This window comes from Microbacterium sp. ET2 (assembly GCF_030347395.1).
GTDB classification, from domain to species: domain Bacteria; phylum Actinomycetota; class Actinomycetes; order Actinomycetales; family Microbacteriaceae; genus Microbacterium; species Microbacterium albipurpureum.
Window position 1 is genome coordinate 1,076,851 of sequence record NZ_CP128170.1, and the last position, 25,224, is coordinate 1,102,074.

General features: G+C 70.8%; 25 protein-coding genes. 10 read left to right on the forward strand and 15 right to left on the reverse strand.

The window, feature by feature from the left end; translation table 11 throughout:
- Window positions 1–16: 16 nt before the first annotated feature.
- Genes QSU92_RS05300 through QSU92_RS05315 form a run of 4 tightly spaced genes read right to left on the reverse strand, consistent with a single transcriptional unit; the run spans window position 17 to window position 4,039 of the window.
- Entirely contained in the window at window positions 17–841 is an 825-nt protein-coding gene (locus tag QSU92_RS05300) for a glycosyltransferase family 2 protein (RefSeq protein ID WP_289265134.1), read from the reverse strand.
- Window positions 838–1,842 carry a glycosyltransferase gene (locus QSU92_RS05305; protein ID WP_289265135.1) on the reverse strand — a complete coding sequence of 335 codons (1,005 nt, stop codon included), beginning with the start codon at window positions 1,840–1,842 and terminating at the stop codon, window positions 838–840. The genes QSU92_RS05300 and QSU92_RS05305 overlap by 4 nt, the downstream gene beginning before the upstream one ends.
- Window positions 1,839–2,993 (reverse strand): glycosyltransferase, encoded by a 1,155-nt coding sequence (locus tag QSU92_RS05310; RefSeq protein ID WP_289265136.1) that lies wholly within the window; start codon window positions 2,991–2,993, stop codon window positions 1,839–1,841. The genes QSU92_RS05305 and QSU92_RS05310 overlap by 4 nt, the downstream gene beginning before the upstream one ends.
- Entirely contained in the window at window positions 2,990–4,039 is a 1,050-nt protein-coding gene (locus tag QSU92_RS05315; protein WP_289265137.1) for a glycosyltransferase, read from the reverse strand. Before QSU92_RS05315 ends, QSU92_RS05310 begins: the two co-directional genes overlap by 4 nt.
- Window positions 4,040–4,206: 167 nt before the next feature.
- On the opposite strand from QSU92_RS05315, the gene QSU92_RS05320 reads away from it, so the two are divergent.
- The 6 genes from QSU92_RS05320 (at window position 4,207) to QSU92_RS05345 (ending at window position 11,376) form a co-directional block, all read left to right on the forward strand.
- Complete coding sequence (locus QSU92_RS05320) at window positions 4,207–5,136, forward strand: WcbI family polysaccharide biosynthesis putative acetyltransferase (protein ID WP_289265138.1); 930 nt, start codon at window positions 4,207–4,209, stop codon at window positions 5,134–5,136.
- A gap of 209 nt (window positions 5,137–5,345) precedes the next feature.
- Window positions 5,346–6,197 carry a hypothetical protein gene (locus QSU92_RS05325; protein WP_289265139.1) on the forward strand — a complete coding sequence of 284 codons (852 nt, stop codon included), beginning with the start codon at window positions 5,346–5,348 and terminating at the stop codon, window positions 6,195–6,197.
- On the forward strand, window positions 6,194–7,495 hold the full coding sequence (locus tag QSU92_RS05330; protein WP_289265140.1) for a glycosyltransferase family 2 protein: 1,302 nt from the start codon (window positions 6,194–6,196) through the stop codon (window positions 7,493–7,495). Before QSU92_RS05325 ends, QSU92_RS05330 begins: the two co-directional genes overlap by 4 nt.
- 61 nt (window positions 7,496–7,556) lie before the next feature.
- Window positions 7,557–8,456, forward strand: coding sequence for an SDR family oxidoreductase (locus QSU92_RS05335; protein ID WP_289265141.1), 900 nt, complete (start codon window positions 7,557–7,559; stop codon window positions 8,454–8,456).
- Window positions 8,453–9,826, forward strand: coding sequence for an alpha/beta fold hydrolase (locus tag QSU92_RS05340; protein ID WP_289265142.1), 1,374 nt, complete (start codon window positions 8,453–8,455; stop codon window positions 9,824–9,826). Before QSU92_RS05335 ends, QSU92_RS05340 begins: the two co-directional genes overlap by 4 nt.
- On the forward strand, window positions 9,823–11,376 hold the full coding sequence (locus QSU92_RS05345; protein WP_289265143.1) for a GMC oxidoreductase: 1,554 nt from the start codon (window positions 9,823–9,825) through the stop codon (window positions 11,374–11,376). The genes QSU92_RS05340 and QSU92_RS05345 overlap by 4 nt, the downstream gene beginning before the upstream one ends.
- 16 nt (window positions 11,377–11,392) lie before the next feature.
- Here QSU92_RS05345 and QSU92_RS05350 read toward each other — a convergent pair whose 3' ends face one another.
- The gene (locus QSU92_RS05350) at window positions 11,393–13,204 is read right to left on the reverse strand and encodes a glycoside hydrolase family 15 protein (protein WP_289265144.1); all 1,812 of its coding nucleotides are present in this window, start codon (window positions 13,202–13,204) and stop codon (window positions 11,393–11,395) included.
- Between the two features lie 137 nt (window positions 13,205–13,341).
- Between QSU92_RS05350 and QSU92_RS05355 the strand changes: the two genes are divergently transcribed.
- Window positions 13,342–14,232, forward strand: a complete 891-nt coding sequence (locus tag QSU92_RS05355; RefSeq protein ID WP_289265145.1) for an SDR family oxidoreductase — start codon at window positions 13,342–13,344, stop codon at window positions 14,230–14,232.
- Here QSU92_RS05355 and QSU92_RS05360 read toward each other — a convergent pair.
- Genes QSU92_RS05360 through QSU92_RS05375 form a run of 4 tightly spaced genes read right to left on the reverse strand, consistent with a single transcriptional unit; the run spans window position 14,207 to window position 17,435 of the window.
- The gene (locus QSU92_RS05360) at window positions 14,207–15,382 is read right to left on the reverse strand and encodes a sensor histidine kinase (protein ID WP_289265146.1); all 1,176 of its coding nucleotides are present in this window, start codon (window positions 15,380–15,382) and stop codon (window positions 14,207–14,209) included. The two genes, QSU92_RS05355 and QSU92_RS05360, sit on opposite strands and share 26 nt — an antisense overlap.
- Window positions 15,379–16,179: a response regulator transcription factor gene (locus QSU92_RS05365; protein ID WP_289265147.1), complete on the reverse strand. Its 801-nt coding sequence runs from the start codon at window positions 16,177–16,179 to the stop codon at window positions 15,379–15,381. Before QSU92_RS05365 ends, QSU92_RS05360 begins: the two co-directional genes overlap by 4 nt.
- Complete coding sequence (locus QSU92_RS05370) at window positions 16,169–16,909, reverse strand: cytochrome c biogenesis CcdA family protein (protein ID WP_289265148.1); 741 nt, start codon at window positions 16,907–16,909, stop codon at window positions 16,169–16,171. The genes QSU92_RS05365 and QSU92_RS05370 overlap by 11 nt, the downstream gene beginning before the upstream one ends.
- 10 nt (window positions 16,910–16,919) lie before the next feature.
- A complete protein-coding gene (locus QSU92_RS05375) occupies window positions 16,920–17,435 on the reverse strand; it encodes a thioredoxin family protein (RefSeq protein ID WP_289265149.1) in 516 nt (171 codons plus the stop codon).
- Between the two features lie 119 nt (window positions 17,436–17,554).
- On the opposite strand from QSU92_RS05375, the gene QSU92_RS05380 reads away from it, so the two are divergent.
- Window positions 17,555–18,304 (forward strand): maleylpyruvate isomerase N-terminal domain-containing protein, encoded by a 750-nt coding sequence (locus QSU92_RS05380; RefSeq protein WP_289265150.1) that lies wholly within the window; start codon window positions 17,555–17,557, stop codon window positions 18,302–18,304.
- Window positions 18,305–18,325: 21 nt separating this feature from the next.
- Here QSU92_RS05380 and QSU92_RS05385 read toward each other — a convergent pair whose 3' ends face one another.
- Window positions 18,326–19,108: an aldo/keto reductase gene (locus tag QSU92_RS05385; RefSeq protein ID WP_289265827.1), complete on the reverse strand. Its 783-nt coding sequence runs from the start codon at window positions 19,106–19,108 to the stop codon at window positions 18,326–18,328.
- Between the two features lie 244 nt (window positions 19,109–19,352).
- Complete coding sequence (locus QSU92_RS05390) at window positions 19,353–19,913, reverse strand: helix-turn-helix domain-containing protein (RefSeq protein WP_289265151.1); 561 nt, start codon at window positions 19,911–19,913, stop codon at window positions 19,353–19,355.
- 66 nt (window positions 19,914–19,979) lie between these two features.
- Here QSU92_RS05390 and QSU92_RS05395 point away from each other — a divergent pair, with 66 nt between their 5' ends.
- Window positions 19,980–21,518: an FAD-dependent oxidoreductase gene (locus QSU92_RS05395; protein ID WP_289265152.1), complete on the forward strand. Its 1,539-nt coding sequence runs from the start codon at window positions 19,980–19,982 to the stop codon at window positions 21,516–21,518.
- Between the two features lie 18 nt (window positions 21,519–21,536).
- On the opposite strand, the gene QSU92_RS05400 is transcribed toward QSU92_RS05395, so the two are convergent.
- The 4 genes from QSU92_RS05400 to QSU92_RS05415 form a co-directional block, all read right to left on the reverse strand.
- Complete coding sequence (locus QSU92_RS05400) at window positions 21,537–22,232, reverse strand: DUF1345 domain-containing protein (RefSeq protein ID WP_289265153.1); 696 nt, start codon at window positions 22,230–22,232, stop codon at window positions 21,537–21,539.
- Window positions 22,233–22,265: 33 nt separating this feature from the next.
- Window positions 22,266–22,715 (reverse strand): DUF4260 family protein, encoded by a 450-nt coding sequence (locus tag QSU92_RS05405; RefSeq protein ID WP_289265154.1) that lies wholly within the window; start codon window positions 22,713–22,715, stop codon window positions 22,266–22,268.
- Window positions 22,716–22,719: 4 nt separating this feature from the next.
- Window positions 22,720–23,280, reverse strand: a complete 561-nt coding sequence (locus tag QSU92_RS05410; protein WP_289265155.1) for a small multidrug efflux protein — start codon at window positions 23,278–23,280, stop codon at window positions 22,720–22,722.
- Between the two features lie 96 nt (window positions 23,281–23,376).
- Window positions 23,377–24,087, reverse strand: a complete 711-nt coding sequence (locus QSU92_RS05415) for an alpha/beta fold hydrolase (RefSeq protein WP_289265156.1) — start codon at window positions 24,085–24,087, stop codon at window positions 23,377–23,379.
- Window positions 24,088–24,392: 305 nt separating this feature from the next.
- On the opposite strand from QSU92_RS05415, the gene QSU92_RS05420 reads away from it, so the two are divergent.
- Window positions 24,393–25,142: a helix-turn-helix domain-containing protein gene (locus tag QSU92_RS05420; RefSeq protein ID WP_289265157.1), complete on the forward strand. Its 750-nt coding sequence runs from the start codon at window positions 24,393–24,395 to the stop codon at window positions 25,140–25,142.
- Window positions 25,143–25,224 lie beyond the last annotated feature (82 nt).

Consider the following 25,224-nt stretch of genomic DNA (forward strand, 5'->3'; position numbering starts at 1 on the left):
TGCTGCCCCTGACCCCTCAGACCACCGCGCGTCGAAACCCGCCCGCGTGCTCCTCGACGGCTCCCGCCACGACGAAGGCCTCGATCCAGCCCCGCATCGGCCATTCGCCCCAGGTGCGCGCGAACAGCTCGCCGTTGCGCAGGATGTCGTCCAGGTGTCGCCAGGGGGGTGAACCGGCGGGATGCCACTGGTGGTACGCGTGTGCCCCACCGACCCATCGCAGGCCGACGCCCGAAGCCCGCGCGCGACGCGCGAAATGGGTGTCCTCCGCGCCGTAGCCCTCGTACACCTCGTCGAAGCCGCCGAGACGCCGCCAGGTCATGGCGGTGACGGCGAAGGACAGCGACCAGAAGAGGTCGTACTCATCGGCCGACGCCGGCCGGGTCTCCCCCGGCTCGGGGTTCGGCCGCGCCGGGTGGGGCCGGGTCATCGCGTCGAGCTCGTCCAACCAGCCCGGGCGTTGGGGGCTCGCGAGATAGGTGACCGGTCCGCAGACGATGTCGGACGGTTGTGCGCGGAGGACCTCGACGTACCGGGAAAGCATCTCGGGGCCGGGAAGGCAGTCGACGTCGAGGAAGACCAGCACCTCGGCTCCGTGATCGAGTGCGATGCGGGCGCCCTCGTTCCGCGCGGCCCCCACCCGCACGCCGTGGGATCCGGGCGGCACATGCCCGGCGACGACGCCCGGCGTGATCGAGGCGGGGTCGGCGTCCAGCCCGACGTCGATGCGGAGCACCTCGATCCCCGAGGCCGAGACACCCGACAGGAAGGCCCGTTGGCGGCGCAGATGGTCCTCGCGGTCGCGCGACCACGCGGTGACGACCGCCACGCGCCCGGTCACACCCGCACCTCGTCGATGACCGCGGCCGCACGCGCGGCCGCCCCCGACACCTGCCAGCCGCTCCAGTCCGGCCTGCGACCGGCGGCGCGTTGCACGAGCGCCACGAGCTGTTCGGAACCGGCGGTGCAGGGCGCGACCTCCGCCCATCCCCCGGCGGCGAGGACGCGCCCGGTCTCGCCCTGCTCGTCGAAGGGCCGCTCCTGCGGCACGACGACCGCGCGCGCATTCGCCGCGGCGAGATCGGCGACGCTGTTCTGTCCTGCGGCGCTCACGACCACCTGTGCGCGGGTGATCATCGGCCAGACGTCGTCGGCGCGATCACCGTCCCCGGTTCCGGCGGTCTCGACGCTCCACCCGTCGGCACGGAGGAGGGCGATCGCCTGCCGCAGGGCGGAATCCGCTAGCGTCCGGCCCAGGAACAGCACCCGACGCCCCACCGCCCGGTCCGCTCCTCGCCCGTCGTACCGCGACACCCCGCCGACACGTCGGACTCGATCGTCGAAGCCGGTGAGTCCCTCGGCCGGCATGGTGCCGGCCGCCCACGGTGCGAGGATGCGGTCGGCCATCTCATACGCCATCCGGTGCGGACGGTCCGTCCGGCGGCCCGGCTGCGCGACGACCACCGTCGGAATCCCGAGTAAACGCACGAACGCCGCCACTTCGGCGCTCACGTCGACGACGAAAACCGAAACCTCGATCGCGGCGGCCCAGTCGGCGATGACGGCGAGTCGTGCGCGATGCCCCGGATGCGCGATCGGCGCCCAGTGCAGAGATCCGCGCGCGGTCTCGTCGCCGAAGTGACGCGCGGAGCGACGCGCGCCGTCCGCGGTGACGATGTCATCCGCATCGGAGGGGAGCGTCACCCAGCGCGCGCCGGCCGAGAGTCCCGGCGGCTCGGGCAGCGAGGAGAAGACGGTGACCTCGTCGACGAGGTGCGGAAGAATCGCCTGGAGGCGAGTGGCGTGCCCCCACCCGTGATGATGGACGTACCAGCCGATCACGCCCCGACCGCCGAGCGCACGACGTCCGCCGAGACGTGGGCAGGAACGCCCGAACCGGACGCGGCGACCGACAGGACCCGCTCGATCTCACGGTGACGCTGCTCCAGCGAGTAGCGCGCCGTCGCGGCATCCCGGATCCGACCGCGAGGAAGACCCCACCGCGAGAGCCCGGCGAGCCCCGCGGCGGCGCGCGCGAGCGCGCTGACGTCTCCGGGCGGCACGACGGCCGTGGCGGGCATGCCGGCGAGCACTTCGCCGATGCCGCCGGAGTCGAAGGCGGCGACGGGGGTGCCGGTCATCAGCGCCTCGGCGGCGACGAGCCCGAACGGCTCGTCCCACACCGGAGTCACGAGAGCCACGGCCGACGCACCGATCACCGAGCTCAGTTCCGGGAGGCTCAACGGGCCGAGGTAGTCGATCCCGCCGCCGAGAAGGGGCTCGATCTCCCTGGTGAAGTAGGTGACGTCGCCGATCCGGCCCGCGATCCGCAGGCGCGCCCGAGCCCGAACCGCCGCCCGGATCGCCAGGTGCGGCGCCTTCTCGGGGACGATCCGCCCGAACCACACCCAGTCCCTTCCGCCCGGGCCGAGGCGCCATTGGTCGGCATCGACGCCGTTGGGGAAGACGAACGAGTCGACCCCGGCCTGCGACCAGGCCTGGGCCGTGAACTGACTCACGGCGAGGAAGCGATGGGGCTCCCCGCCGGACAGGCGGCGAGATGATTCGACCATCCCGGGCAGCGGAGGCGTATGCAGCGTCGTCACCACCGGCAGCCCGAGGTCGCGCGACCAGAGGATCGGCTCGCCGTGCAGGCTGTGGTTGTCGACGACGTCGACCGGCAGCATTCCGGTGGCGAGCAGGTGCCGCACCCGGTCGAACGCCTCCACCATCCGGCCCTCATGCCCGCGGGGACTCAGTGAGTCGGAGGCATCCTGCGGCCGGCTCCAGCGCGGACTGGGAAGCCGCAGCTCGGGGTGCGCCCCGAGGAAGTCGGAACCCTCGGCCGCGCAGAGGAACACCGTGTGTCCCTGACGCCGCAGCCACCGCACGCGGTTCCAGACCACCGCCTCCAGGCCCCCCGCGTGCGGCTGGCGAAGCGCGTGCCGTTCCGGCGCGACCACCAGGACCCGCAGGCGCTCGACCCCGCTCATCGCCGCCCCTCCTCGACCAGACGGCCCTGCGCCACCTCTGCGATGGCGCGTCGGTACAGCGCGAGATGCGCGGCGCGGACCTCGTCGCGCTCGTGTCGGCGTGCCCGGTGCCGGGTGTCGCGCGCGGCCGGCTGGTCGGCCGCCTGTCGGGCGACCCGAGAGCGGCGGATCGCGGCGGCGAGCGTCGCAGGGTCGTCGAGGTCGATGACCCGGAAGGACGAGGGATGCTGCGACGCGACGTGACCCACCGCGGTACCCGCGACGGGCACCCCGAGGTCGAAGCAGAGTTCCACCCACCCCGAATGCGTGCCGTGGCGATAGGGCAGGACGAACAGGTCGAGCCCGGTGAGCCACGCTTCGATGTCGGCATCGCTCAGGCGCGCCGTCCGTCGCATGTGCACGGAGGGATGCTGCGCGGCGACCGTTTCCAGACGCGCGGCGAGGTCGACGTCGCGCACGCGCTCGTTCAGGAGGATCTCGATGACCACCGGCGCGTCGCCGCCCTCGAGCGATTTCGCTGCCTCCGCCGCGGCGCGCACCGCGGCGGCGGCGTCGATGTTCGGCCGGAGGTCGCGCAGGTGCATCCCGACGCGCACCGTCTCCCCGCGCGGTGCGCGCGCAGGGCCTTCGCCTGCGTGGCCGGCCAGCAGCGGGTGGGGAATGATCTCGCACTCGCGGCCCCACCGGTGCGCGACCTCGGCGCCGGCACCGGCCGTGAGGGTGATGAGGTGGTCCGCGCCGGGGACGATGATGTCGAGGAGTTCGCCGTATGCGGTCTGATCGCGCAGCTGCGGATTCTCCAGGTCGTGCACGGTGTAGACGACGGGGAGCTCGAGGTCACGAGCAGCCGCGAGCGCCGATCCGAGTTCTGCGGGTGAGAACGACTCCAGACCGAAGTGCACGTGCAGCGCGTCGACGTTCTCGCTGTTGGCTCGCAGCCATGCCGTCGTCAACGCGACGGGCGGCCACCACTGGCCGTCGGGAGCACCGGGCACCGGCGGATCGGGCAGGACGTGGACGAAGCGGCGGTCGGTGATCGCGCCCACGTAGGGATGCGCGGCGGGGATCGAGGCGATGCGGACGAGGCCGGTGTCGGTGCGTATTTCTTCTCTCCCTCCGCCCGTCGAACGCTCCGCGCTACCAGATCCGCGCAGACGTCGCAATGGATACGGGCGAGGGAGGGACGACGTCATCGACAAGCTACGTTCACATCATGAACGGTGCCCCGAATGTGCCCGCCGCCGTTGCGCCGGGAGACCCTTCGGTGATATCGCGCCACCAGCACTACGGCGAGTTCTTCGGACTCTCCGCGCTGCCCGACCGTTTCGGGGTCGTCGTCGGCAACTGCCAGGCCGAATCGCTCCGGATCGTGCTGGATGCCCCGGATCGGCGCTTCGTCCGCGTGCCTCCGGTGCACGAGATGACCGCCGAGGAGGCGACGAAACTCCACGAGATCATCTCCGACGCGGCGTACGTGGTGACCCAGCCCATCCGCACCGACTACCGGGGACTTCCGCTCGGCACCGGTCAGCTCGCGCAGGCGACGTCGGCCGTCACGCTGACCGTGCCGTCGGTCCGCTTCGCAGGGCTTCAGCCCTTTCAGGCCGCGATACGGGTGCCGGGCGTGGACGAGGACCCGCCGATCGTGGCCTACCACGACATCCGCACCCTCGCCGAGGCGGGCGGTATCGCCACGCGCGCTGCGCTCGCACCGGACGACGTCCGCGGCGTCGCGCGGGACTCGCTCGTCGAGCTCCGCGCCCGCGAGGAGCGCATCGACGTGCCGGTCTCCGACCTGTACTACACGCTCACCGCCGAGCACGCCCGGACTGTGAATCATCCCGGCAACGCGATCTGGCTGCCGCTCGGGGCGCGCGTGCTCGAGGCGCTCGGCCTGCAGGGGCCGGTGCACGACCCGGGGCGCCCGCTCCTCGCGTCGGTCCGCAGCCCCCTCCTCCCCGACGTCGTGGAAGCGTGGTCGCTGCCGGAGGAGCCGCGCACCCACTGGCTTGTCGAGGGTCGCCCGGTCGACGACGCCGAGGTGCGCGAGGCCCACCGTCGCTGGTACGCCGGCCACCCGGCCTTCGTCGACGCGGCGCTCACGCGCCTCGCGCCCCTCCTCGCCCGGTGGCGGCGCGCATGAACCGCGAGAATGCATCTGGGCGCCGAGGGTGCGGGGTCTCGCCGCATTCTCGGCGCGCCGTTGCACTCTCGCGGGTGGGGGGGCGGGGGTGAGCGCCGCGCCGGTCCTCGTCGTGCACCCGGGGAACCACGGTGTGGCCGCGTACGGACGCCTGCTCGCCGCGGCCGTCACCGCGCGGCGTACCGGCCCGCGGGCGATCGACGCGGCCGATGAGCCCGAGCCTCCCCGCGGGACGCCCGGTGCACGTGCAGTTCACCGACCGTCTGTGGGCCGACGCGCCCGAGGCGGCCGCCGAGCGCTTCGTCGCGATCGCCGCGCGGCGACCCGTCACGGTCACACTTCACGACGTTCCCCAGCCCTCCGACGGTCCGCGGAACCTCCCTCGGCGCCGGGCCGCGTATGCCGCCGTCGCGGCCACGGCGCGAGCGGTCGCCGTCAACAGCGACCACGAACTCGCCCTGTTGCGCGAGTCGGACATCCGCCCGAGGTCGGTCGTCAGCATCCCCCTCCCCGTCGACATCGAGGGGAGCACCGCGCCCGGGCCGCTCGATGACACCGTCGGTGTGCTTGGCTTCTTCTACCCGGGCAAAGGCCACGATGAGGCGGCCCGGGCGGCGGCGCAGGCGGGCTTGACACGAATGACGGTGCTCGGCCGCGCTTCCGACGGTCACGCCGCCGACCTCGAAGGCTTCGTCCGTCGCGCCGGTACGCTCGGCCTCGACGTCGAGGTGACGGGGTGGCTCGACGACGCCGATCTCGCGGCGCGCGGCCGAAGGGTCGCGGTGCCGGTGGTCGCGCACCGCCACGTGTCGGCGTCGGGATCGCTCGCGACGTGGATCGGCTGGGGCCGGCGCCCCGTCACCGAACGCAACCGCTATGTCGACGAGATGGCACGGCTGCGCCCCGGCACGCTGAGCCCGGTCGATCCCGCCGGACTTGCGGATGCGATCCGCCGCGCGGCGGCGACGCCGGCCGGGACCTGGCACGGCCTCGACCGCGTGCCGTTCTCTTTCGGTGACGTGGCCGAGGCCTACCTGTCGTGGTGGGAGGAGATCGGATGACCGCTCGCGAGCCGTGGGTCGTCGGAAATGCCTGGGACACTCTGGACGGCGTCGTTCCCGATCCGCTCCCCCGGGTCTCGGTGATCGTCGCCCACTTCGATCAACCCGCCGAGCTCGCCCGCACCCTCCATGCCCTCGCCGCGCAGGACTACCCCGCCGGCCTCGTGGAGGTCATCGTGGCCGATGACGGCACCCCCGGCGAGGTCGTCGTTCCCTCCGGCGTCGCGCTGGTGCGGCAGGACGACCGCGGGTTCCGCCTCTCCGCGGCGCGAAACCTCGGCGTGCGGGCGAGCTCAGGTGAGGTGCTCTGCTTCCTCGACGCCGACACGGCGCCGGAATCCGGATACCTGCGGGCCCTCACCCGGCTTCCGGCGCTCCTTCCCGAGGCCGTCACGGTGGGCCGGCGGCGGCACGCCGACTTCAGCGGCATCCGCGCAGACGCCCCGCTGCCTGCGGCAGCCGCCGGGCGCGAGCTGCCCGAGCCCGCGTGGCTTCGCGGCGCGTATGCGCGGACCCACAATCTGCTCGACGCCGACGACCGGTCGTACCGGTTCGTCATCGGCGCGGTCATGGCCTGCTCGCGGCGACTGTACGACGAAATCGGCGGCTTCGATGAGGCGTTCACCGCCTACGGCGGCGAGGACTGGGAGTTCGCGCACCGCGCCTGGCAGGCGGGCGCCGTGCTCGCCCATGTCCCGAGCGCCGTGGCGTGGCACGACGGCCCGGAGTGGTCCGAGCGCGACGGCTCGGACATCCAGGGCGCCAACGCGCAGTCGATCCGCCTCGCCCGCGACATCCCCGTCCGCGGTTCCGCACCGCGCGGACTGCTGCCGGCCGCACCCGACCTCGTCGTGCACATGCCGGGCTCGCCTTCGCCGGCGGCGCTCTTCCTCACGGTGGATTCGGTGCTGGCCGCGTTCCCCCAGGCACGGGTGGTGCTGGACGACGGGGTCGACGCGCCGCTCCCCGACCCGCGGGTGTCGTCGGGGACCCTTCCCGATGCCCGGGTCACCCTCCGCCTCGACCGGCCGATCGTCATCACCGACCCCGTCCGGCTCGCCGATCTCATCGACGGGCTGGCCACCGAAGATCTCGGCACCGTTCACCTCGCCGACGCCGACGGCACGCCTCTCGGAGTGCTGCGCTCCCGCCGCGCGACGAGCCGCGCGGAGCGGTGGGGCACCGAAGGCGCCTTCCGGGTGGCATCCGTCATCGCATCCGGAGTGTCGGCCGTCCGCGCCGATCCTCGGGTCGAGGCGTGGCTCGGCGGATGGGGCGGACCGGACGCCTTCCGCTGACCCAAAACCGGCGTCCGCGCAACCCCGACTTTCCGACACGTCGGCCACCTATCGTGACCGCATGAGCACTCGGGACCAGTACACCTTCGACGACCCGGTCAAGCGCTACGCCCGCGTGGAGCCGCCGCTGCAGCATCAGCCCGAGCCGGGGGTGCAGGCGCGGATGCAGCCCGTGCCCGACCTCGGTGAGAAGACCTACCGAGGTACCGGACGCCTCGTCGGCCGGAAGGCGCTGGTCACCGGCGGCGACTCCGGGATCGGCGGCGCCGTCTCGATCGCATTCGCCCGCGAGGGCGCCGACGTCGCGATCGTGCACCTCCCCGAGGAGGCAGAGGATGCCGCGCACATCCTGCAGCAGATCTCGGATGCCGGAGCGCGGGGCCACGCGATCGTCGCCGACATCGCAGACGCCACCCGCTGCCGCGCGATCATCGACGAGGCGGTCTCCGCGCTCGGGGGCCTGGACATCCTGGTGAACAACGCCGGGCGGCAGATCGCGGTCGACCGGGTCGAAGACCTCAGCGACGAGCAGTTCGAGCTGACGTTCCGCACGAACGTGTTCGCGCCGTTCTGGCTGACGAAGGCGGCGCTCGCCCACCTTCCCGCGGGCTCCAGCATCATCAACACCGCCTCCCTCGAGGCGTACAAGCCGGCGCCCGACCGCCTCGACTACGCCGCGACGAAGGCGGCGATCAACAACCTCTCGAAGGGCCTCGCGCAACAGCTCGCCGAGCGCGGCATCCGCGTGAACGTCGTCGCGCCCGGCCCGGTCTGGACCGCCCTGCAGGTCTCGGACGGCGTCTCTGATGAGCAGATGACGGCGTTCGACGACGAGAACACCTATCAGCGCTCCGGCCAGCCGGCCGAGCTGGCGCCCGCGTACGTCTTCCTCGCCTCGCCCGAGTCGAGCTACGTCTCGGGCGCGACGCTGAACGTCAACGGCGGGATGATCACCCCGTGAGACCCGAAGGCACGGTCTACGTGCTGCCGGGACTCGGACTCTCGGCCGTGGCGGCCGCGCCGCTCGCGGCACATCTCTCTCCCACCCTCGCGGTGGTCGGCATCGACCTGCCGGGGCACGGCGGAAGTCCGGATGCCGCGAACGGCAGCGTCTCCGCCCTCGTCGACGGCGTGATCGCGGCGATCGCGCAGACGGCGAGCGGGGGACCGTGGATCCTGTGCGGCCACAGCATGGGAGGGAAGGTCGCCGCCGCCGTCGCCGAGCGGGTTCTCCGGGGTGACGCGCCCCTGTTCGGTCTGGCGGGGCTGGTTCTCCTCGCCCCGTCGCCGACCACCCCCGAGCCGATGGCCGCCGACAAGCGAGAGCAGATGCTGTCGTGGGTGGTGGACGGGCCGATCTCCGAGGAGCACGCCCGCGCGTTCGTCGCCGACAACGTCGCCGCGCGGTTGCCCGCCGCCGACGAGGCGGCGGCGATCGCGCAGGTGCAGGCGATGTCACCGCTCGCCTGGCGACGCTGGCTCGAAGAGGGCAGCCGGGAAGACATCAGCGCCGACCTGGACATCGCCGCCGTCCCCGCCGTCGTCCTCGCGGGCGAGGAGGACGGCGACCTCGGCGCCGACGCTCAGCCCGCCCTCGTCGCCGGTGTCCTTCCCGACGCGGCGATCACCTCCTTGCCCGACACCGGCCATCTGCTGCTCTTCGAGCGCCCGGCGGAGGTCGCCGCGGCGATCGAAGGACTGTGGGACGCCATCTCGGCGGGCTCGACCCGTGTGGCGGAGAGCTGGGGCCGGCTCATCGCCTCCGAGCGGACCGATGCCGAGACCCGCGGCATCCTCTCCCGGCGCCATCTGGCGGACGACCCCGACGCCGAATCGCAGGTCCTGTCGCGCGCGCAGCTCGTCCTCCTCCGGTCGATCGCGGAGCGCCTGATGCCCCGCGACCTCGACGACCGGTTCGACCTCGGTCGCGTCGTCGACCGCGAACTGGCCGCAGGGCGGGGCGACGGCTGGCGCCCACCCGGTCTTCCCCGCGACTCCGAGGCCTATCGGCGCGGACTCGACGCGCTCGCCGCTGTCTGGCCCGGTGACACCACGAGCCAGGATCACCTGGTCTCCGGCCTCATCGCCGGGCAGGGTTTCGCCGGCTCACCGTGGGACGACGAGACCACCCGGCGGTGGTTCGAAGACATCCGCGCCGACCTCGCGCAGGCGTGGGTGTCGCACCCCGCCACCTCCGCCCGCCTCGGCTTCGACGGCTTCATCACCGCCATCACCTCCCCCGACCCCGGATTCTCCGAGCTCCGCGCCGACCGCCGCGCAGCCTGGGAACCCGACACGCTCGGCACCCTCGCCCCGGAAGACGACGAATGAACCTCACCGACATGCGCACCTACCCCACCGACGAGACCGTCGACGTCGTGGTGGTGGGCACCGGAGCCGGGGGCGGCCCGCTCCTGGCCCGTCTCGCCGCCGCCGGCCTGAGAGTCGTGGCGCTGGAAGCCGGGCCGAACCTCGACCCCGACCAGCTGATCCCCGATGAGGTCGAGGGCCGGCGCGTGAACTGGATGTCGGAGCGGATCAGCGGGGGCGAGGCCCCGACCGCGTTCGGGCCGAACAACAGCGGCCGCGGGGTCGGTGGCGGCACCCTCCACTGGGGAGCGTTCGCCCCGCGCCCCGACGCGCGCGACCTGGCGCTGCGGACCGAATTCGGCGTGGGCGAGGACTGGCCGATCGACCACGACGAGCTCATCCGCTACATCGAGGAGGTGGAGCACACCATCGGGGTCTCGGGTCCCACGCCCTATCCGTGGGACGAGGGACGGACCTACCACTGGCCCGGCACGGAGCGGAATGCTCCCGCCGACCTCGTCGCCCTCGGCTGCGATGCCCTGGGCATCCGCACCGCCACCGCCCCCGCGGCGATCCTCACCCGCGACCACGATCAGCCGCACTACGGCCGGCGCTCGCGGAACCTCAACCTCGGCAGCATCCACCAGGGCGATCGCAGCGACGCCAAGGCGACGACCGCGAACACCTACCTGCCCGCCGCCGTGGCCGCCGGCGCCGAGATCCGCCCCGACAGCACGGTGCACGGCATCGAGCTCGACAGCGCAGGGCGGGTGGCTGCCGTCGTCTACACCCGCGACGGCCGGGAGATGCGGCAGCGGTGCGCGACGCTGGTGCTGGCCGCAGGCGGGATCGAGACGCCGCGCCTCCTCCTCCACACGGGCCTGGCGAATTCCAGTGGAATGGTGGGGCGGAACTTCCTCGCGCACGGCGCGCTGCAGGCGTGGGGCCGCGTCGATGCGCAGGTGCGCGGCTACCGAGGGTATCCGTCGTCTCTCATCAGCGAGGACTTCATCCGACCCGCCGACGCCGGTTTCGCCGGCGGGTATCTGATCCAGAGCCTCGGCGTCATGCCCGTGACGCACGCCACCATGCTCGTGCGGGGCGGCGACCTCTGGGGCCGTGAGCTTATGGACGCCCTCGACGCGTGGCGGTTCTCGATCGGCGTCGGGATCAACGCCGAGTGCCTCCCCGCCGACCGGAATCGGCTGGTCCTCGCGGACGAGCACGACCAGTTCGGTGTGCCCCGCGCCGAGGTCACCTTCACTCCGGGTCCGAACGAGAAAGCCATCGACGATCACGCGTCCGGCACGCTCACCGGCATCCTCGAGGCGGCCGGGGCCCGCGACATCCGTGTGCTCGCCCGTTCGGCGCACACCCTCGGCACGTGCCGGATGAGCACCGACCCGGCGAACGGCGTCGTCGACGCCGACGGCCGCAGCCACGACATCCCGAACCTCTGGGTGTGCGACAACTCGACCTTCCCGAGTGCGCTGTCGGCCAATCCGTGTCTGGCACAGATGGCCCTGTCACTGCGGACGGCTGATCGGATGCTGCGCTCCCGCGCCGCCTGACCGCGAGCCCGCGGGGTCAGAAGCCGTCGAGCTCCTCGTCCGACACGAGCTGACGGATGGTCAGGGCGGCGCTGACGAGTGCGAGGTGGCTGAGGGCCTGCGGGAGATTGCCCCAGAACGCACCGTCATCGGCGGAGATCATCTCGGCGTAGATGCCGACGTCGTTCGCGGCGCCCACGAGCGCATCCATCGCGGCGAGCGCTTCGTCGTGCCGGCCGACGCAGGCGAGCGCGCCGGCCCGCCAGAACGCCGAGGCGACGAATGTGTGCTCCTTGTCGGCCATCCCGGTGTACCGGTAGAGCAGTCCGTCGCCGGCGCCGAGCGCCGCGGTGAGCGCGTCGATCGTCGCCGACATCCTCTCGCCCCGGTCGAAACCGCTCTCGGCGTGAAGGAGCACGGAGGTGTCGAGATCGGTCGAGCCCGGGTACATCACGTAACTGCCGGCATCGTCGGACCAGCCGAACTCGGCCACCCACTGCCGGATGCGCTCGCGCTCGGCGAGCCATCGATCGGCGTTGCCGGGAATCGACCCGCGTTCGGCGAGCCAGGCGGCGTCGTTCAGCGCCTGCCAGCATCCCATCTTCGACGAGACGTAGTGCCGGATCTCGGGGAGCTCCCACATGCCGGAGTCGGGGTTCCGCCACAGGTCGCAGGTGCGATCAGCCATGTCGGCGAGCATGCGTCCGGTCGCGACATCCAGGATGTTGCCGGCATCGACGTACGTCCGGCAGATCGCGAACAGATCTCCGTAGACCCCGAGCTGCAGCTGATCGCGGGCAGGGTTGCCCGAGACGACCGGGCCGATTCCCTTCCACCCGTCGACGTCGAACTCGTCGACACCTGACGTGATCTCGCCGCGGAGGGAGTAGAGGACGTGCAGATCGGGGCCGTTCTCGCGGATGGTGCGCAACAGCCACGAGATCGCCGCGTGCGTCTCCTCCCGCAGGCCGAAGCGCACGAGGGCGTGCGCGGTGTACGCGAGGTCGCGCACCCACGCGAACCGGTAGTCCCAGTTCTTCCCGCCCCGCGGATTCTCCGGCAAAGACGTGGTCGCCGCGGCGGCGATCGCCCCCGTCGGCGAATACACGAGGAGCTTCAGCGCCAGGGCGCTGCGCTGCACGGCGTCCTGCCACGGACCCTCGTACGAGAACTCGCGCGACCACGCGCGCCAGCCGTCGATGGTGCGGTCGACGCTGCGGTCGACGTTCTGGGGCACGGGGAGGTGGAGGGGCTCGCCGTCGGTGGCGACGATGACGATGAGGTGGCGCGAATCGGCCGCCGTGGTGAAGCGGCCGCGCAGCACCGGCCCCGTCACCCCGTCGGGATCGGCGTTCTCGGGGCCGTGCTCACTGCCGACGACGGCGAGTGAGATGCCCCCGACGCGGAGCACTGCGGCGCCCTCGTGCTGCTCGATCCACGGCGCCGCCGTCTGCAGGCGCGAGCCGGGCTGCACCGCCCACTGGAACTCCACACTGCCCTCGACGCCCTCCACCCGGCGTGCCAGCTCGGCCCACGGCAGCCGCCCGGCGACGCCGGTCACCAGCGCATCGGTGACCCGAGCCCGCCCCGTCGGCGTCGTGAAGGTCGTCTGCAGCACGTTCGTCCGCGCGATGTAGCGGCGGCGAACGGCATACTCCCCGACCGGCTCGAGCTCGATGCAGCCGCCCGTGGCATCGTCGAGGATCCGGGCGAAGACCGGTGGTGAGTCGAGGTTCGGCAGCGGCAGCCAGTCGATCTGCCCCCGGAGCCCGACGAGCGCGATCGTGCGGCCGTCGCCGATGGGCGCGTAATCGCGCAGGTCGCTGTGCGAGGGGGATGCGAGGGTCACGCGTTCAGGCTACGAAGGGTCGAGTCACCCGGCGCAGGGTTGCGCCCGGGGGCGACGAGGGGTAGCGCTGTATCGCGGTCTCGGCCCGCGCGCAAGCCCGGGCCCCGGCATCCGTCCCCCCGCCTAGCGTGGCGGGCATGGCGAACATGTACACCCCTCAGGACCCCACGACCCAGTTCCCCCGCCCGCCCTTCCCGCCGCAGCAGCAGAGCGCGCCCGGCGACATCCACAAGATGGACCCCGCGCCCGACCACGGTGAGACGACCTACGTCGGCCTCGGGCGCCTGCCCGGCCGGAGGGCCCTCGTGACCGGAGCCGACTCGGGCATCGGGCGCGCCGTCGCGATCGCCTTCGCCCGCGAGGGCGCCGACGTCGCCCTCAGCTACCTCGCTGAGGAGCAGGCGCAGGCCGAGGAGGTCGCCGCCCTCGTCGAGAAGGAGGGCCGGGTCGCCGTACTCCTGCCGGGTGACCTCCAGGAGGAGAAGACCAACATCGAGGTCGTCGAGAAGGCCGTCGAGGGCCTCGGCGGACTCGACATCCTGGTGATCAACGCCGGCACCATGCCGACGGTCGACAGCATCGACGACTTCGAGACCAAGACGCTCGACCACGTCGTGAAGGCCAACATCTACCCCCTGTTCTGGCTCACCAAGGCCGCGTCGCCTCACCTCGAGCCCGGCGCGTCGATCATCACGACCTCGAGTGTTCAGGGCTTCCAGCCCTCACCCTCGCTCGCCGAGTACGCGGTGTCGAAGGCCGGCATCGCGAACTGGACCCGCGCCCTGTCCCAGCAGCTGATCGAGCGCGGCATCCGGGTGAACGGCGTCGCGCCCGGACCCATCTGGACGCCGCTGCAGCCGGCCTTCGTGCCGAACGAGAAGATCGAGGAGTTCGGGTCCCAGACCCCGATGGGTCGGGCCGGACAGCCGGTCGAGCTCGCCCCGGCGTTCGTCTTCCTCGCCTCGCAGGAGTCCAGCTACGTCGTCGGCGAGACCATCGCCGTCACGGGCGGGATGCCGGTGCACTGACCGCGCTGAGGGGGGCGGCGACCGGGAGAGCGATGACGAACTCGGCGCCGCCACCCCCGGTGTCTTCCAGATCCACGTGACCGCCGTGGGCCTGGACGACGCCCCGGGCGATGGCCAGACCCAGTCCGGCGCCGCCGCCGACATCGAGCGCGTGCGGCGACCGCGCCGCCGTTCCCCGCCAGCCGGCGTCGAAGAGGTGATCCCGGTCCGCATCGGGGATCCCCGGACCGTCGTCGACGACGATCACCCTCGCCCACTCGTCGTCGACGGTGACCCGTACGCGGACATGCCCTCCGTCAGGAGCGTGCTGGAGAGCGTTCGCGACGAGATTGGCGATCGCGCGCCCGAGCTGAAGCGGGTCGGCATCGATCGTCGCGTCGGCATCGACCTCGACGGAGAGGTCTATCTCCGCGGCGTCCGCCACGGCGCGAAGGTCAGCGGCCACGTCGCTGGCCAGGTCACCGAGGGATGTCGGCTGAAGACGGAGCGCAAGGGTGCCCGCGTCGATGCGGGAGATGGCGAAGAGATCGTCGACGAGTCTGTTCACGCGGTCGACCTGTGCGGCGATCTGGTCGAGGTAGCGGTCGGGATCCGGCGCGAGTCCATCCTGCAGCGCCTCCGCCTGGGCACGGATGCCGGCGAGGGGGACGCGGAGATCGTGGGCGATGCGCACCACCAGATCCGATCTCGCGGCCTCCTGACGCTCGACCTCCTCCCGAGCGTCGCGGAGACGGGCGTCCGAATCCGCCATCTCTCGCAGAACGGTGCGGAACTCTCCGACCGGAAGCGTGGATGCGGCGGAAGGCGACACCGCGACGCCCGCTCCGAGGTCGCGGGCTGCGTCGCCCAGCACCCGAGCCGCCCGGCTGATCCGCGCCCCCAGCAGCACCGCCACCGCGATCGCAACGATCCCGCTCGTGACGGCGATGGCGAGTGCGAGCTGCACATCGGTGTCGGAGAGATACATCGCCTGGGCCGCGACCAGCACCCCACCGACGACGGCGGCGACGGCGGCGACGACGACCGTCACCAGATGGATGATGATCCGCGCGCCCGCGATGAGCCGGAGAAGTGTCCAGGCCACCAGGCCGACCACGGCGGCGATTCCGGCCGAGTACGCCACGACGAACAGCAGGTCCAGCGTCGTCATCGCATCTCCGCTCCCCCGGCGCCGGGTGGTCCCTCGTCCGGTGCCGAGGAGTCGTGCAGGTCGAACCGGTACCCGAAACCCCAGACCGTCACGAGCATCGTCGGGTCCGCGGCATCCGATTCGATCTTCTCGCGCAATCGGCGCACGTGCACCGTCACCGTCGAGGGATCACCGTGCGACCAGCCCCAGACCGCCTCGAGCAGGTCTTCCCGCGAGAACACCCGCCCGGGGCGCCGGGCGAGGAAGAGCAGCAGGTCGTACTCCCGCGCTGTGAGAAGCACCTCCTCGCGCTCACGGACGACCGTGCGGGCGGCGGTGTCGATTCGGAGCGGGCCGCGGGTGAGGACCGCCTCGTCGGACGCGCGCGGCGAGCGTTCGACCGCGAGAGCTCGCCGGAGGACTGTGCGGACGCGGAGGGTGAGTTCGCGAGGCGAGAAGGGCTTCGCCAGGTAGTCGTCGACGCCGGCCTCCAGGCCCTCGATGCGATCGTCCTCGGCGTTGAGCGCGGTCAGCATGATGACGGGGACATCCGGGCGGTCGGCGCGCACCCGACGGCACAGTTCGAGCCCGTCGACGCCGGGGAGCATCCGGTCGAGCACGAGGAGGTCGGGGAGAAGCGCCGCCGCGCGATCCAGTGCCGAGAACGCGTCCGGTGCGGTGTGGACGACGAACCCGGCGCGCTCGAGGTAGGCGCGGCTCACCTCCAGCACCGTGGGGTCGTCGTCGACCAGCAGCACGCTGCGACCGACGAGCAGAGCGTCGGTCGCGTCGGGGAACGGCGACGGATCAGCCGGCACCGATCCACTCCTCGAACTGGGCGATGGGGTCGTAGAGGCCGGCATCGAGGATCCACGTCTGCAGCTGCTTGTCGAATCCGGTGATCACCGCGATGCCGACGAGGATGAAGACCGCGCCGATCGTGCGGCGGAACCAGCCGTCGGGCTTGGCCATCCATCCCAACCGCTGCACGACGCGGCGCCCGAGGAGCGCGATGAGCAGCAGCATGCCGGCGAGGCCGAGCGCGTACGCGACGACGTAGGTCACCCCCTCGGCGAACGAGACCGGCAGCACGGCAGCCACGATCAGTGCGTAGGTGGGGCTGCAACTGGAGAAGACAGGGCCGAGCGCGGCGCCGGTGAGGATGTCACCGGAGAAGCTCTGCCGCTGGACGGAATGGTCCAGCGCGGTGTTCGTACGGGCCTGCAGGTTGAGGCGCGTCGAGATCCGGTCCCAGATCGCGGGGAAGAGCAGGTCGAGGCCGAGAAGGATGACGATCGCACCCGAGATGACCTGCCACACCTGCGGCGGGATGCCCAGAAGCGCAGTCGTGGCCTTCAGAGCCAGCGTGAAGGCCACGACGCTGACGGCCAACGACCCCGCGATGACGTACGGCCGCCAGCGGGCACGCCGGGCGTCTCCGCCCCGCACGATCGACCCCCCGACGATGACCGGAAGGAGCGGCAGCACACAGGGTGCGGCCACCGTGAGGATTCCCGCGGCGAGGGCTCCGAGGAGCGAAGCGGTCATGTCATGCAGCTCAGGGAATGGCGGCGATGAGGGAGTCCACCGACGGATCGTCGTAGAGGACGCTCGAGGAGACGGCGTCGCCGGCGTCGTCGACGAACACCACCGTGGTCTGCAGTGTCACTCCGTACTTCTGGCGGAGATCGGTGCGGCCGTCGTAGTCGACCTTGAAAACGGTGAGGCCGTCGGGAGCACCCGCGGCGCGGAGGTCCTCGTCGAGGGCGCGGCACTGCGGGCACCACGACGCGTGGAAGAACAGCGCCTTCGGGCCGGGAGTGGACTCGATCACGCCGTCCGTGTAGTCGAGGTATGCCCCCTCCGGGGCAGCCGCCGGCTCCGAGGGCTCCGGCTCCGACGACTCATCCGCTGCGGTGGTCATCGGGTCGGGGCTCGGTGAGCTCTCCGCCGTCATGGCGGGCGTATCGGTCGGCGACGGCACTGCCGCCTCCTCCGTCCCCGCGCAGCCGGCCAGTGTCAGACCGCCCGCGATCAGGAGCGCCGCCGCTCCGGTGATGTGTGTTCTCCTCATGATCCACCCGTTCCAGCGGACCTTTCTCCGCCTGCGCTCTCACGGTAGCCAGCGCGGTCTCCTCGGCGGAGGGGAAAGTCCTTACGGTTTCGTGACGGACGACGCTGTACGGTCGGGACATGCTCGACGCCGACGTCCACCGCGCAGCCTTCGACCGGGTGAGCGCGGCGTTCTCGACCGAGATCGACCGGCACGACCCTCAGGATGCGATCGCCTGGGCGAGCTGGCCGACGGTCGCCGCGCTGACGGCGCATCTGGGTGGCATCCACCTCTGGGCCGGGGAGATCGTCCGACGCGGCGGACGGGTGGATCGGGCATCTCTGCCCCCGGCACCGGTGAACTCCGATCGCGAGTGGTACGACTCATGTCGCGAGAAGCTGCGTGAGACGTGGGCGGCATCGACCCCCGACACGGCGTGCTGGGTGATCGGCGATCGTCCGGACGGGACCGCCCGGTTCTGGATGCGCCGGATGGTGTACGAAACCACCAAGCACCTGATCGATCTGCGTGCCGCAGGCGGCGACCGCTGGACCGTCGCCCCGGAATTGTCCGCCGCGGAGTACGCCGACGGGATCGACGAGCTCTTCGAGGTCTTCCTGGCTCGAAGCCGTGCGACCCTCGATCCGCTGCCCGCGCCCCTTCACCTCGACGCCACCGACATCGATCGACGGTGGACGCTCACCCCCGACTGGCAGGTTCACGCAGACGAGACCGGCGACGAAGGGACGGTGATCAGCGCCTCCGCAGGCGAGCTGGCGCTGTTCGTCTGGGAACGCGGCGATCCGCTGGACCAGCGCGATCGATACGCGATCGCCGGCGAGTCCGCGGTGGTGCGGGCATACGCTGCGTCTCCTGTCCACCCGGGGTGAGTGAGCCGGTCCGGCGCGGAGTCAGTTGCGATCGTCCGGATCGACACCGGTGCGCTCACCGGTCTCGAGATCGGCGATCGCCCGATGGTCCGCAGAGGTCAGCGAGAATCCGAACAGGTCGAGGTTCTCCCGGATCCGCTCCGGGTGCACGGACTTCGGGATGACGGCGATGTCGTTCTCCAGATGCCAGCGAAGCACGACCTGCGCGGGCGTGACGCCGTGCGCCCGGGCGATCCTCGCCAGCGCCGGTTCGTCGAGCAGGCGGCCTCGGGCCAAGGGCGACCACGCCTGCGTGATGATGCCGAGGTTGGCGTCGTACGCACGCACGCGGTGCTGGGGGAAGCGCGGATGCAGCTCGACCTGGTGCACGGCAGGGATCACGCCGGTCTCGGCGACGATCCGGTCCAGGTGCTCGGGATGGAAGTTGCACACCCCGATCGAGCGGGCACGACCCTCCTCGCGGAGACGGATCAGCGCGCGCCACGCATCCACGTACCGGTCGCGCAGCGGCGCGGGCCAGTGAATGAGATAAAGGTCGACGTAGTCGGTGCCGAGCTTGCCGAGACTGTCCTCGAACGCACGGAGCGTGGAGTCGTAACCGTTGTCCTCGAAACGCACCTTCGTCGCGACGAACACGTCGGCCCGGGGTACGCCGCTCCTGGCGAGCGCCGTCCCGACACCCGCCTCGTTGCCGTACATCGCGGCGGTGTCGATGCCGCGGTACCCCGCTTCGAGGGCGACGTCGACGGCGGCGGCCGCCTCGTCATCGGTCATCTTGTAGACGCCCAGGCCGACCCGCGGCATCCGGTGTCCGTCGTTCAGCGGAACGCGGTGGCCCTCGCCACCTTCGTGGCTGACCGGCGGATCGACGGCGTGTGACGCGGACACAGGCTCATGCTAGCCACCCCGAGGCGCCCGGTCGCGGCGTCGCGGCGCCTCCGAGCTTTCGACTGGGCAAGAAATGTCGTCTACGGGTCCACACAACCGCAGAAATCGACGGGTCGCGGCGAGAGCCGTCGCCCCGGTCGCGCTCGGCAGATGAACGACCTCACGGCTGACGCGGCGCAAGGGTGTGCATCCGCTCGCCGGCGGCGCTGAAGATGCTGAGGACCTCTGCGGGGCCCTCGGCGGTCGCGCTGATGCTGTGCGGCAGTTGTGTGTCGAACTCGGCAGCCTCGCCCTGTTCGATGATGTGCTCGTGGCCGTCGAGGCTCAGTCGGATCCTGCCGCTGAGGACGAAGAGCCACTCATACCCGTCGTGAACGCGCCCCTCGGGCGCCGTCTCGACCGCGGGGTAGGTGATCTTGTAGGCCTGAACGGGCGATCGGTCGAGGGTGAGCGGGGCGATGATCAGGCCATCACGTCGCTCCACAGCCCGACGGACCCGCGGATCTCCCGCCGCGTCGGGAAGCAGATCGTCGATCCGGATGCCGAGCTGCTGCGTCAGCGGAAGGAGCAGCGCGAGGCTCGGCTGCCGCTTGCCGGATTCTAGGCGTGACAGCGTGCTCGTGGACATCCCGGACCGACCCGCGAGCTCGTCGAGCGTGAGTCCGCGATCGCGCCGAGCAGCGCGCAACCGCGGACCAACCTGCGTCAAAGCCGTGCTCATAGGGCAATTTTGCCATTACAGCAAAGAAGTTTGCGCGCCGGCATCCCGAAGCGTGTAGTTGACGACATGACGAATGATTGGGATGCGGTGATCATCGGTGGTGGTGTCGCGGGACTGAGCGCCGCGCAGATGCTGGGTCGTTCTCGTCGGCGTACGCTCGTGATCGACAGCGGCCGACCGCGGAACCGGTTCGCAGCGCATATGCACGGGGTCCTCGGCCAGGACGGGACGGATCCCGTCGCGCTTCTGACAACGGGCAGGGCGGAAGCCGAAGCGTATGGCGTGATGGTTGTGGAGGGCACCGTCTCTGCGGTGACGGATGCCGGCGACAGACTCCACGTTCGGCGCGAGGACGGCTCCGTCGACACTGCGCGAGTCGCGATCATCGCCACCGGAGTCCGCGATGACCTGCCAAAGATCACGGGCCTTGCGGGCGCGTGGGGCGAGACTGTCCTGCACTGCCCCTACTGCCACGGGTGGGAGGTGGCGGGGCGAAGACTCGGCGTGCTGATGACGTCGCCGATGTCGGCGCATCAGGCTCAGCTGGTGCGCCAGCTCTCTGCTGATGTCACCGCGTTCACTGCTCTCGCCGAGCCCCTCGACGACCACGTGCACGCGGCGTTCGTGGCCCGCGGCATCCGGGTCGTCGCCCAGCCTGTACGTCGGGTGGACCGCGTCGGCACCGGACTTGCTCTGACGACCGAGGACGGCATCGAGCACCGAGTCGACGCGCTCTTCACCGGCGGCGCGCCGATGCTGAATCTCGATTTCGCTCACTCGCTCGAGCTCTCCCGGTCGGAGGCACCGGGCTCTCCGCTCATCGCCGACGTGACGGGTGCGACGAGTCATCCCCGCGTGTTCGCTGCCGGCAACGCGGTCTCGCCCTTCGCGAACGTGCCCGTATCGATGGGATCCGGTGCGATGGCGGGAGCCGGCGCCAACGCCCGACTCACCGAAGAGGACGTCGACCTCGCCATCACCGCGCGGGCTGCGGAGCGCAACGCCGGGTGGGAGGAGCGATACGCCGCGCAGGACCGCTTCTGGTCGGGCCGGGTGAACTCCACGGTGGCCGCGATCGCCGGCGAGCTCGAACCCGGCTCTGTGCTCGACGTCGGTTCAGGTGAGGGAGGAGACGTGGTCTGGCTCGCCGAACGGGGATGGCGGGCGACCGGCGTGGATGTCTCCGCCACGGCCGTCCAGCGCGCCACCCGGTTTGCTGCAGACCGAGGAGTGAACGCGACGTTCGTCGTGGGCGACGGCGTCGAGGCGGTTGATGACCGCTTCGACCTCGTACTCGCGAGCTTCCTGCACTCATGGGAGCCGGACTTTCCACGCATCCGCATCCTTCGCGCCGCCGCCGAGCGCGTAGCCCCCGGGGGGCGTCTGCTGGTCGTCTCGCACGCCGGCCCGCCGCCCTGGGCGCCGGAATCCGCCGAGCACGTGCCGAACTTCCGCACACCCGAAGAGGAACTCGCACTCCTCGATCTGGATGACGGCGCGTGGCACACGGAGACCCTCGAGATCCGGCGCCGAGACGTCACGGCACCCGACGGCTCGCAGGCTCACCTGGAGGACGCTGTGCTCATGCTACGACGCGCGGTCTGAATCGGACCGGTTCGGGCATCAGCTCAGCAGGCCACCGAAGAGGAGCGAGACCATCATGGCGACGATCACCGAGTTGAACGTGAACGCGAAGAGGACGTTCACGCGGACGAGCTTCCATGCTCGTCCCGACCGGATGGTCGCCGACACGGTCGCGGCCATGGTCGAAACGAGGATCGCCAGCGTGAGGTAGTCGCTGAACTGCGGGTCGGCGTCGATGGCGAGTTCGATGTGCGGATCGGGCCCCTCGGTATCGGTGGCGAGCCGAAGGTACTCCAGGGCGAAGGAGTACACCATCAGCGCCCACGAGCTCGCGACGGTCAGAAGGCCGAGCAGAATGAAGGCCCAGTCGTCACGGAAGACCGGGTTCTGCGCAACCACGACCGTCAACGCCACCGCGATCACGGCGCCGATCAGTGCCCAATTCGTTGCACCGCCGTACCCGAAGAACCTCACCCACCACCGACGAAGGGACCGGCGCTCGCGTTGCGACGTGGCCTTGAGCGAGCGAGGGCCCAGCCGGACGTAGAGGATGTGGGTCCACAGGAGATAGGTCGCGACGAACACCGGCCACGCGATGAGATAGAAGACGATGAGGATGGTGACGGTGTCGGCACGCGCGCCGTGCTCGTTCTGGAACAGGAAGACGAACACTGCCGACATCCCCGCGACGGCCGAGACCACGGAACTCCAATTCGCCCGCGCAAGGTCGCTCACGTACCGAACGGTCATCGTCTCCGCCCCGCTGGTCTAGATGGACGCTGTCGTGCGACGCGTGTCCTGTGCGATATACGTCCGGCGACGAGCGGAGGCGTCGCGTGAGGCACGTGCAGCGCGTCCGATCGGACCGAGATGCGTATGGGTGAAGTCCTGTTCCTTCAGCCCGTAGCCGAGCGCACGGTCGACGGCGACGTGGAACGCCCAGCACGCGGCGAGGAGCGCGATCCACACCGCGTCGCTTCCGGTGGCGAGGAAGACGGCGAACCAGGCCGCCGCGCCCATCGCGGGACCGGAATAGTTGTGCACGGCGTTGTAGACGATGCCGCCGACCCGCAGGCCCGCCAGATAACCCAGCGCCGAGAGATCGAAGACGAGGAAGGCCGCGAACAGAAGCCACCACGGCTGCTCGAAGGCGAGCATTCCGAGCAGGATCGCCAGCGCGAGGAGCCCGTTCTCGACGCGCTGGATGACGCCGGTCACGTCGTCATCCCCACCCGAGGAGCGTGACGAAGCCGAGCGCCGCGGCCGCGACGAGCCCCGTCCACAGCACGATCGCCACGACCTGCCACAGGATGACCCAGCCTTTCTTGACGCCGGAGGCCACGAAGAAGGCGGCCGTGAGCTGGGTCGGAAGAGCGAACGGTGCAAGGATGCTCGCCCCGGGAACGCCGAACCGCACGAGCCAGGAGCTCAGGCGTTTCCTCCCTTTCGAGCGCCGCGTCGGCTTGCCCTCGTCCGTCGACGCGCCCGCCGAGTCGAGAACGTCGACGGCGACCGCGCCGTCCGCGGCACGTGCTCGCCGGGCCACGACGGAATCACGCACGCGTGAACTGAGGAGCACCACCAGGACGACGCTCAGGATGTTGCCGGCCGCGCCGGCGACGGCGGCGACGACGGGGTTGATGCCGACGATGATGCCGATCGCGGCCGATCCCTCCCCCTCGACATACGGAATCATCCCCAGTCCGGCGACGATGAGAGGCTGCACCAGGTCGGGCAGCCCCCCGACGAAGTCCTGGAGTCCTTCATACGGATTGGAAGCCACGGGATCCCGCTTTCTGCCGGCGACGATGAATGGCCAGCTCGATCCAGTGGAGACCGTGTTCTGGCCACAGTGTCAAGGGACGCGCGCTTCGTCCCGTCACTCGCGGACCGCCGCCACCGCGGCGATGATGACGTCGGCAACCGCGTCCGGCTCGGAAGCGGGGAGCGCATGGGATCCTCCGAACAGCACGCGCCGAATCACGGGGTCGGCCCGCTCCGCCATGAACCGCAACGCCATCTCCGGGATACTGCGATCCGCGTCGCCGTAGAGAAACCAGCTGGGGCGGATCCGCCAGGCCGGAGGGCCGCCCGCCAGGGGCTCCGTGAGCGCGCTCTCGACGATGGGCCGCTGGGTGACGCTCATGGCGGATGCGAGCGGTCCGGGGAGATCTGCCGCGAACTGTTCGGCGTATATCTCGCGAGGAATCATCAGCTCCGTACCCTCTGACATCGCCCGACGTGATAGCCGACGCGCGAGTGGGCTGGCGGGGAACCGCGACATGATGTCGGCCACGCTCTCTCCGTGGTCCGGAGCGAAGGCGGCGACGTACACCAACGCCGAGACACTGTGGTGCCCACCCGCCCGGGTGATGAGCATCCCCGCGTAGTCGTGGGCGACGAGCACGGCGCGCCCTGCCAGGGTGTCGAGGATGTCGCTGAGATAGGCGGCATCGCCCGTGGGTCCGCGCAGCGGATTGGCGACCGCAATGACAGGGACGCCGTCTTCATCGAGGCGCGCGATCACTTCATTCCAGCTGGACGAATCGGTGAATGCCCCGTGAACCAGGACGACAGTCGGCGCGCGCATGACGTTCCCTTCGATCCAGACGTGCTGACGAGCACGCCCTGGTCCGACAGTGGATGTCGTGTGCTCGGCACATGGTCAAGGTCACATAGGTGAGAATCGCCGACGCGAAGCCCTCGGTTCTCCGAGGAAGCTACGTGTATGAAACCAACGAGTCCTGGGCGACCGGGTGATGCACCGCTCGGATACAAGCGCGCCGAACCTGCCCAGCCGCGAATCACGGGTACCGGGACCCGCTCGGTCGGCCTGGCGGCGATCGCCAGCGGGATGCTGCTGCAGGCGCGAGTCGGACGCGCTGGACGGTTGCCGTGACGTGGAGCACTCGCGAGCTGGCTGACCTCGCGGGGACGACGGTGAACACCATCCGCCACTATCACCGGCTCGGCCTGATGAAGGAACCCGTCCGCCGGTACAACGGCTACAAGCAGTACGGCGTGCGCGATCTCGTCCGGTTGCTGAGGATCCGAAGGCTCGCCGAACTCGGTGTGCCGCTCGCACGCATCGCCGAGGTCAGTCGAGGCGGCGACGACGCTCCGCAGTTGTTGCGCGAGATCGACGCCGACCTCGCCGCGGACGTCGAGCGGATCCAGCAGGCCAGGGCAGACATCGCGGTGATCCTGCGCGAAGAGGCACCCGCCGACAGTCCGGCGGGATTCGCCTCGGTAGCCCGCCGCCTGTCAGAACCCGACAGTTCGATCATTCACATCTACAGCCGTCTCTACGACGAGGACGCCATGGCCGACCTTCGCCGCATGGTGGAGACCGACGGGGATGCCGCCGGGGTCGGCCGAGAGATCGACGCACTTCCGGCGGACGCCGATGAGCCCACGCGTCAGCGACTCGCTGAGGGGATCGCCCCCACCATCGCTCAGAACCTCGTCGACTACCCGTGGCTCGGTGACCCGGCCCAGAAGATGTCGAAGAATAGATGGCAGGCCCAGCAGACCTTCGTCGCTGCTGCTGCCGAACTCTACAATCCGGCGCAGCTCGACGTCTTCGCGCGCGCCGGGATCCTCGCGCGAGAGGCGCTGCTCACGCAGACGGCGGATTCGGCGTGACAAGCCCATGCTTCCGCCGGACAGCCCTTGACCCTGTGGCGGGGACACCCTGTGCCATGGGTGTGGCCGCTCACCGGTTCCG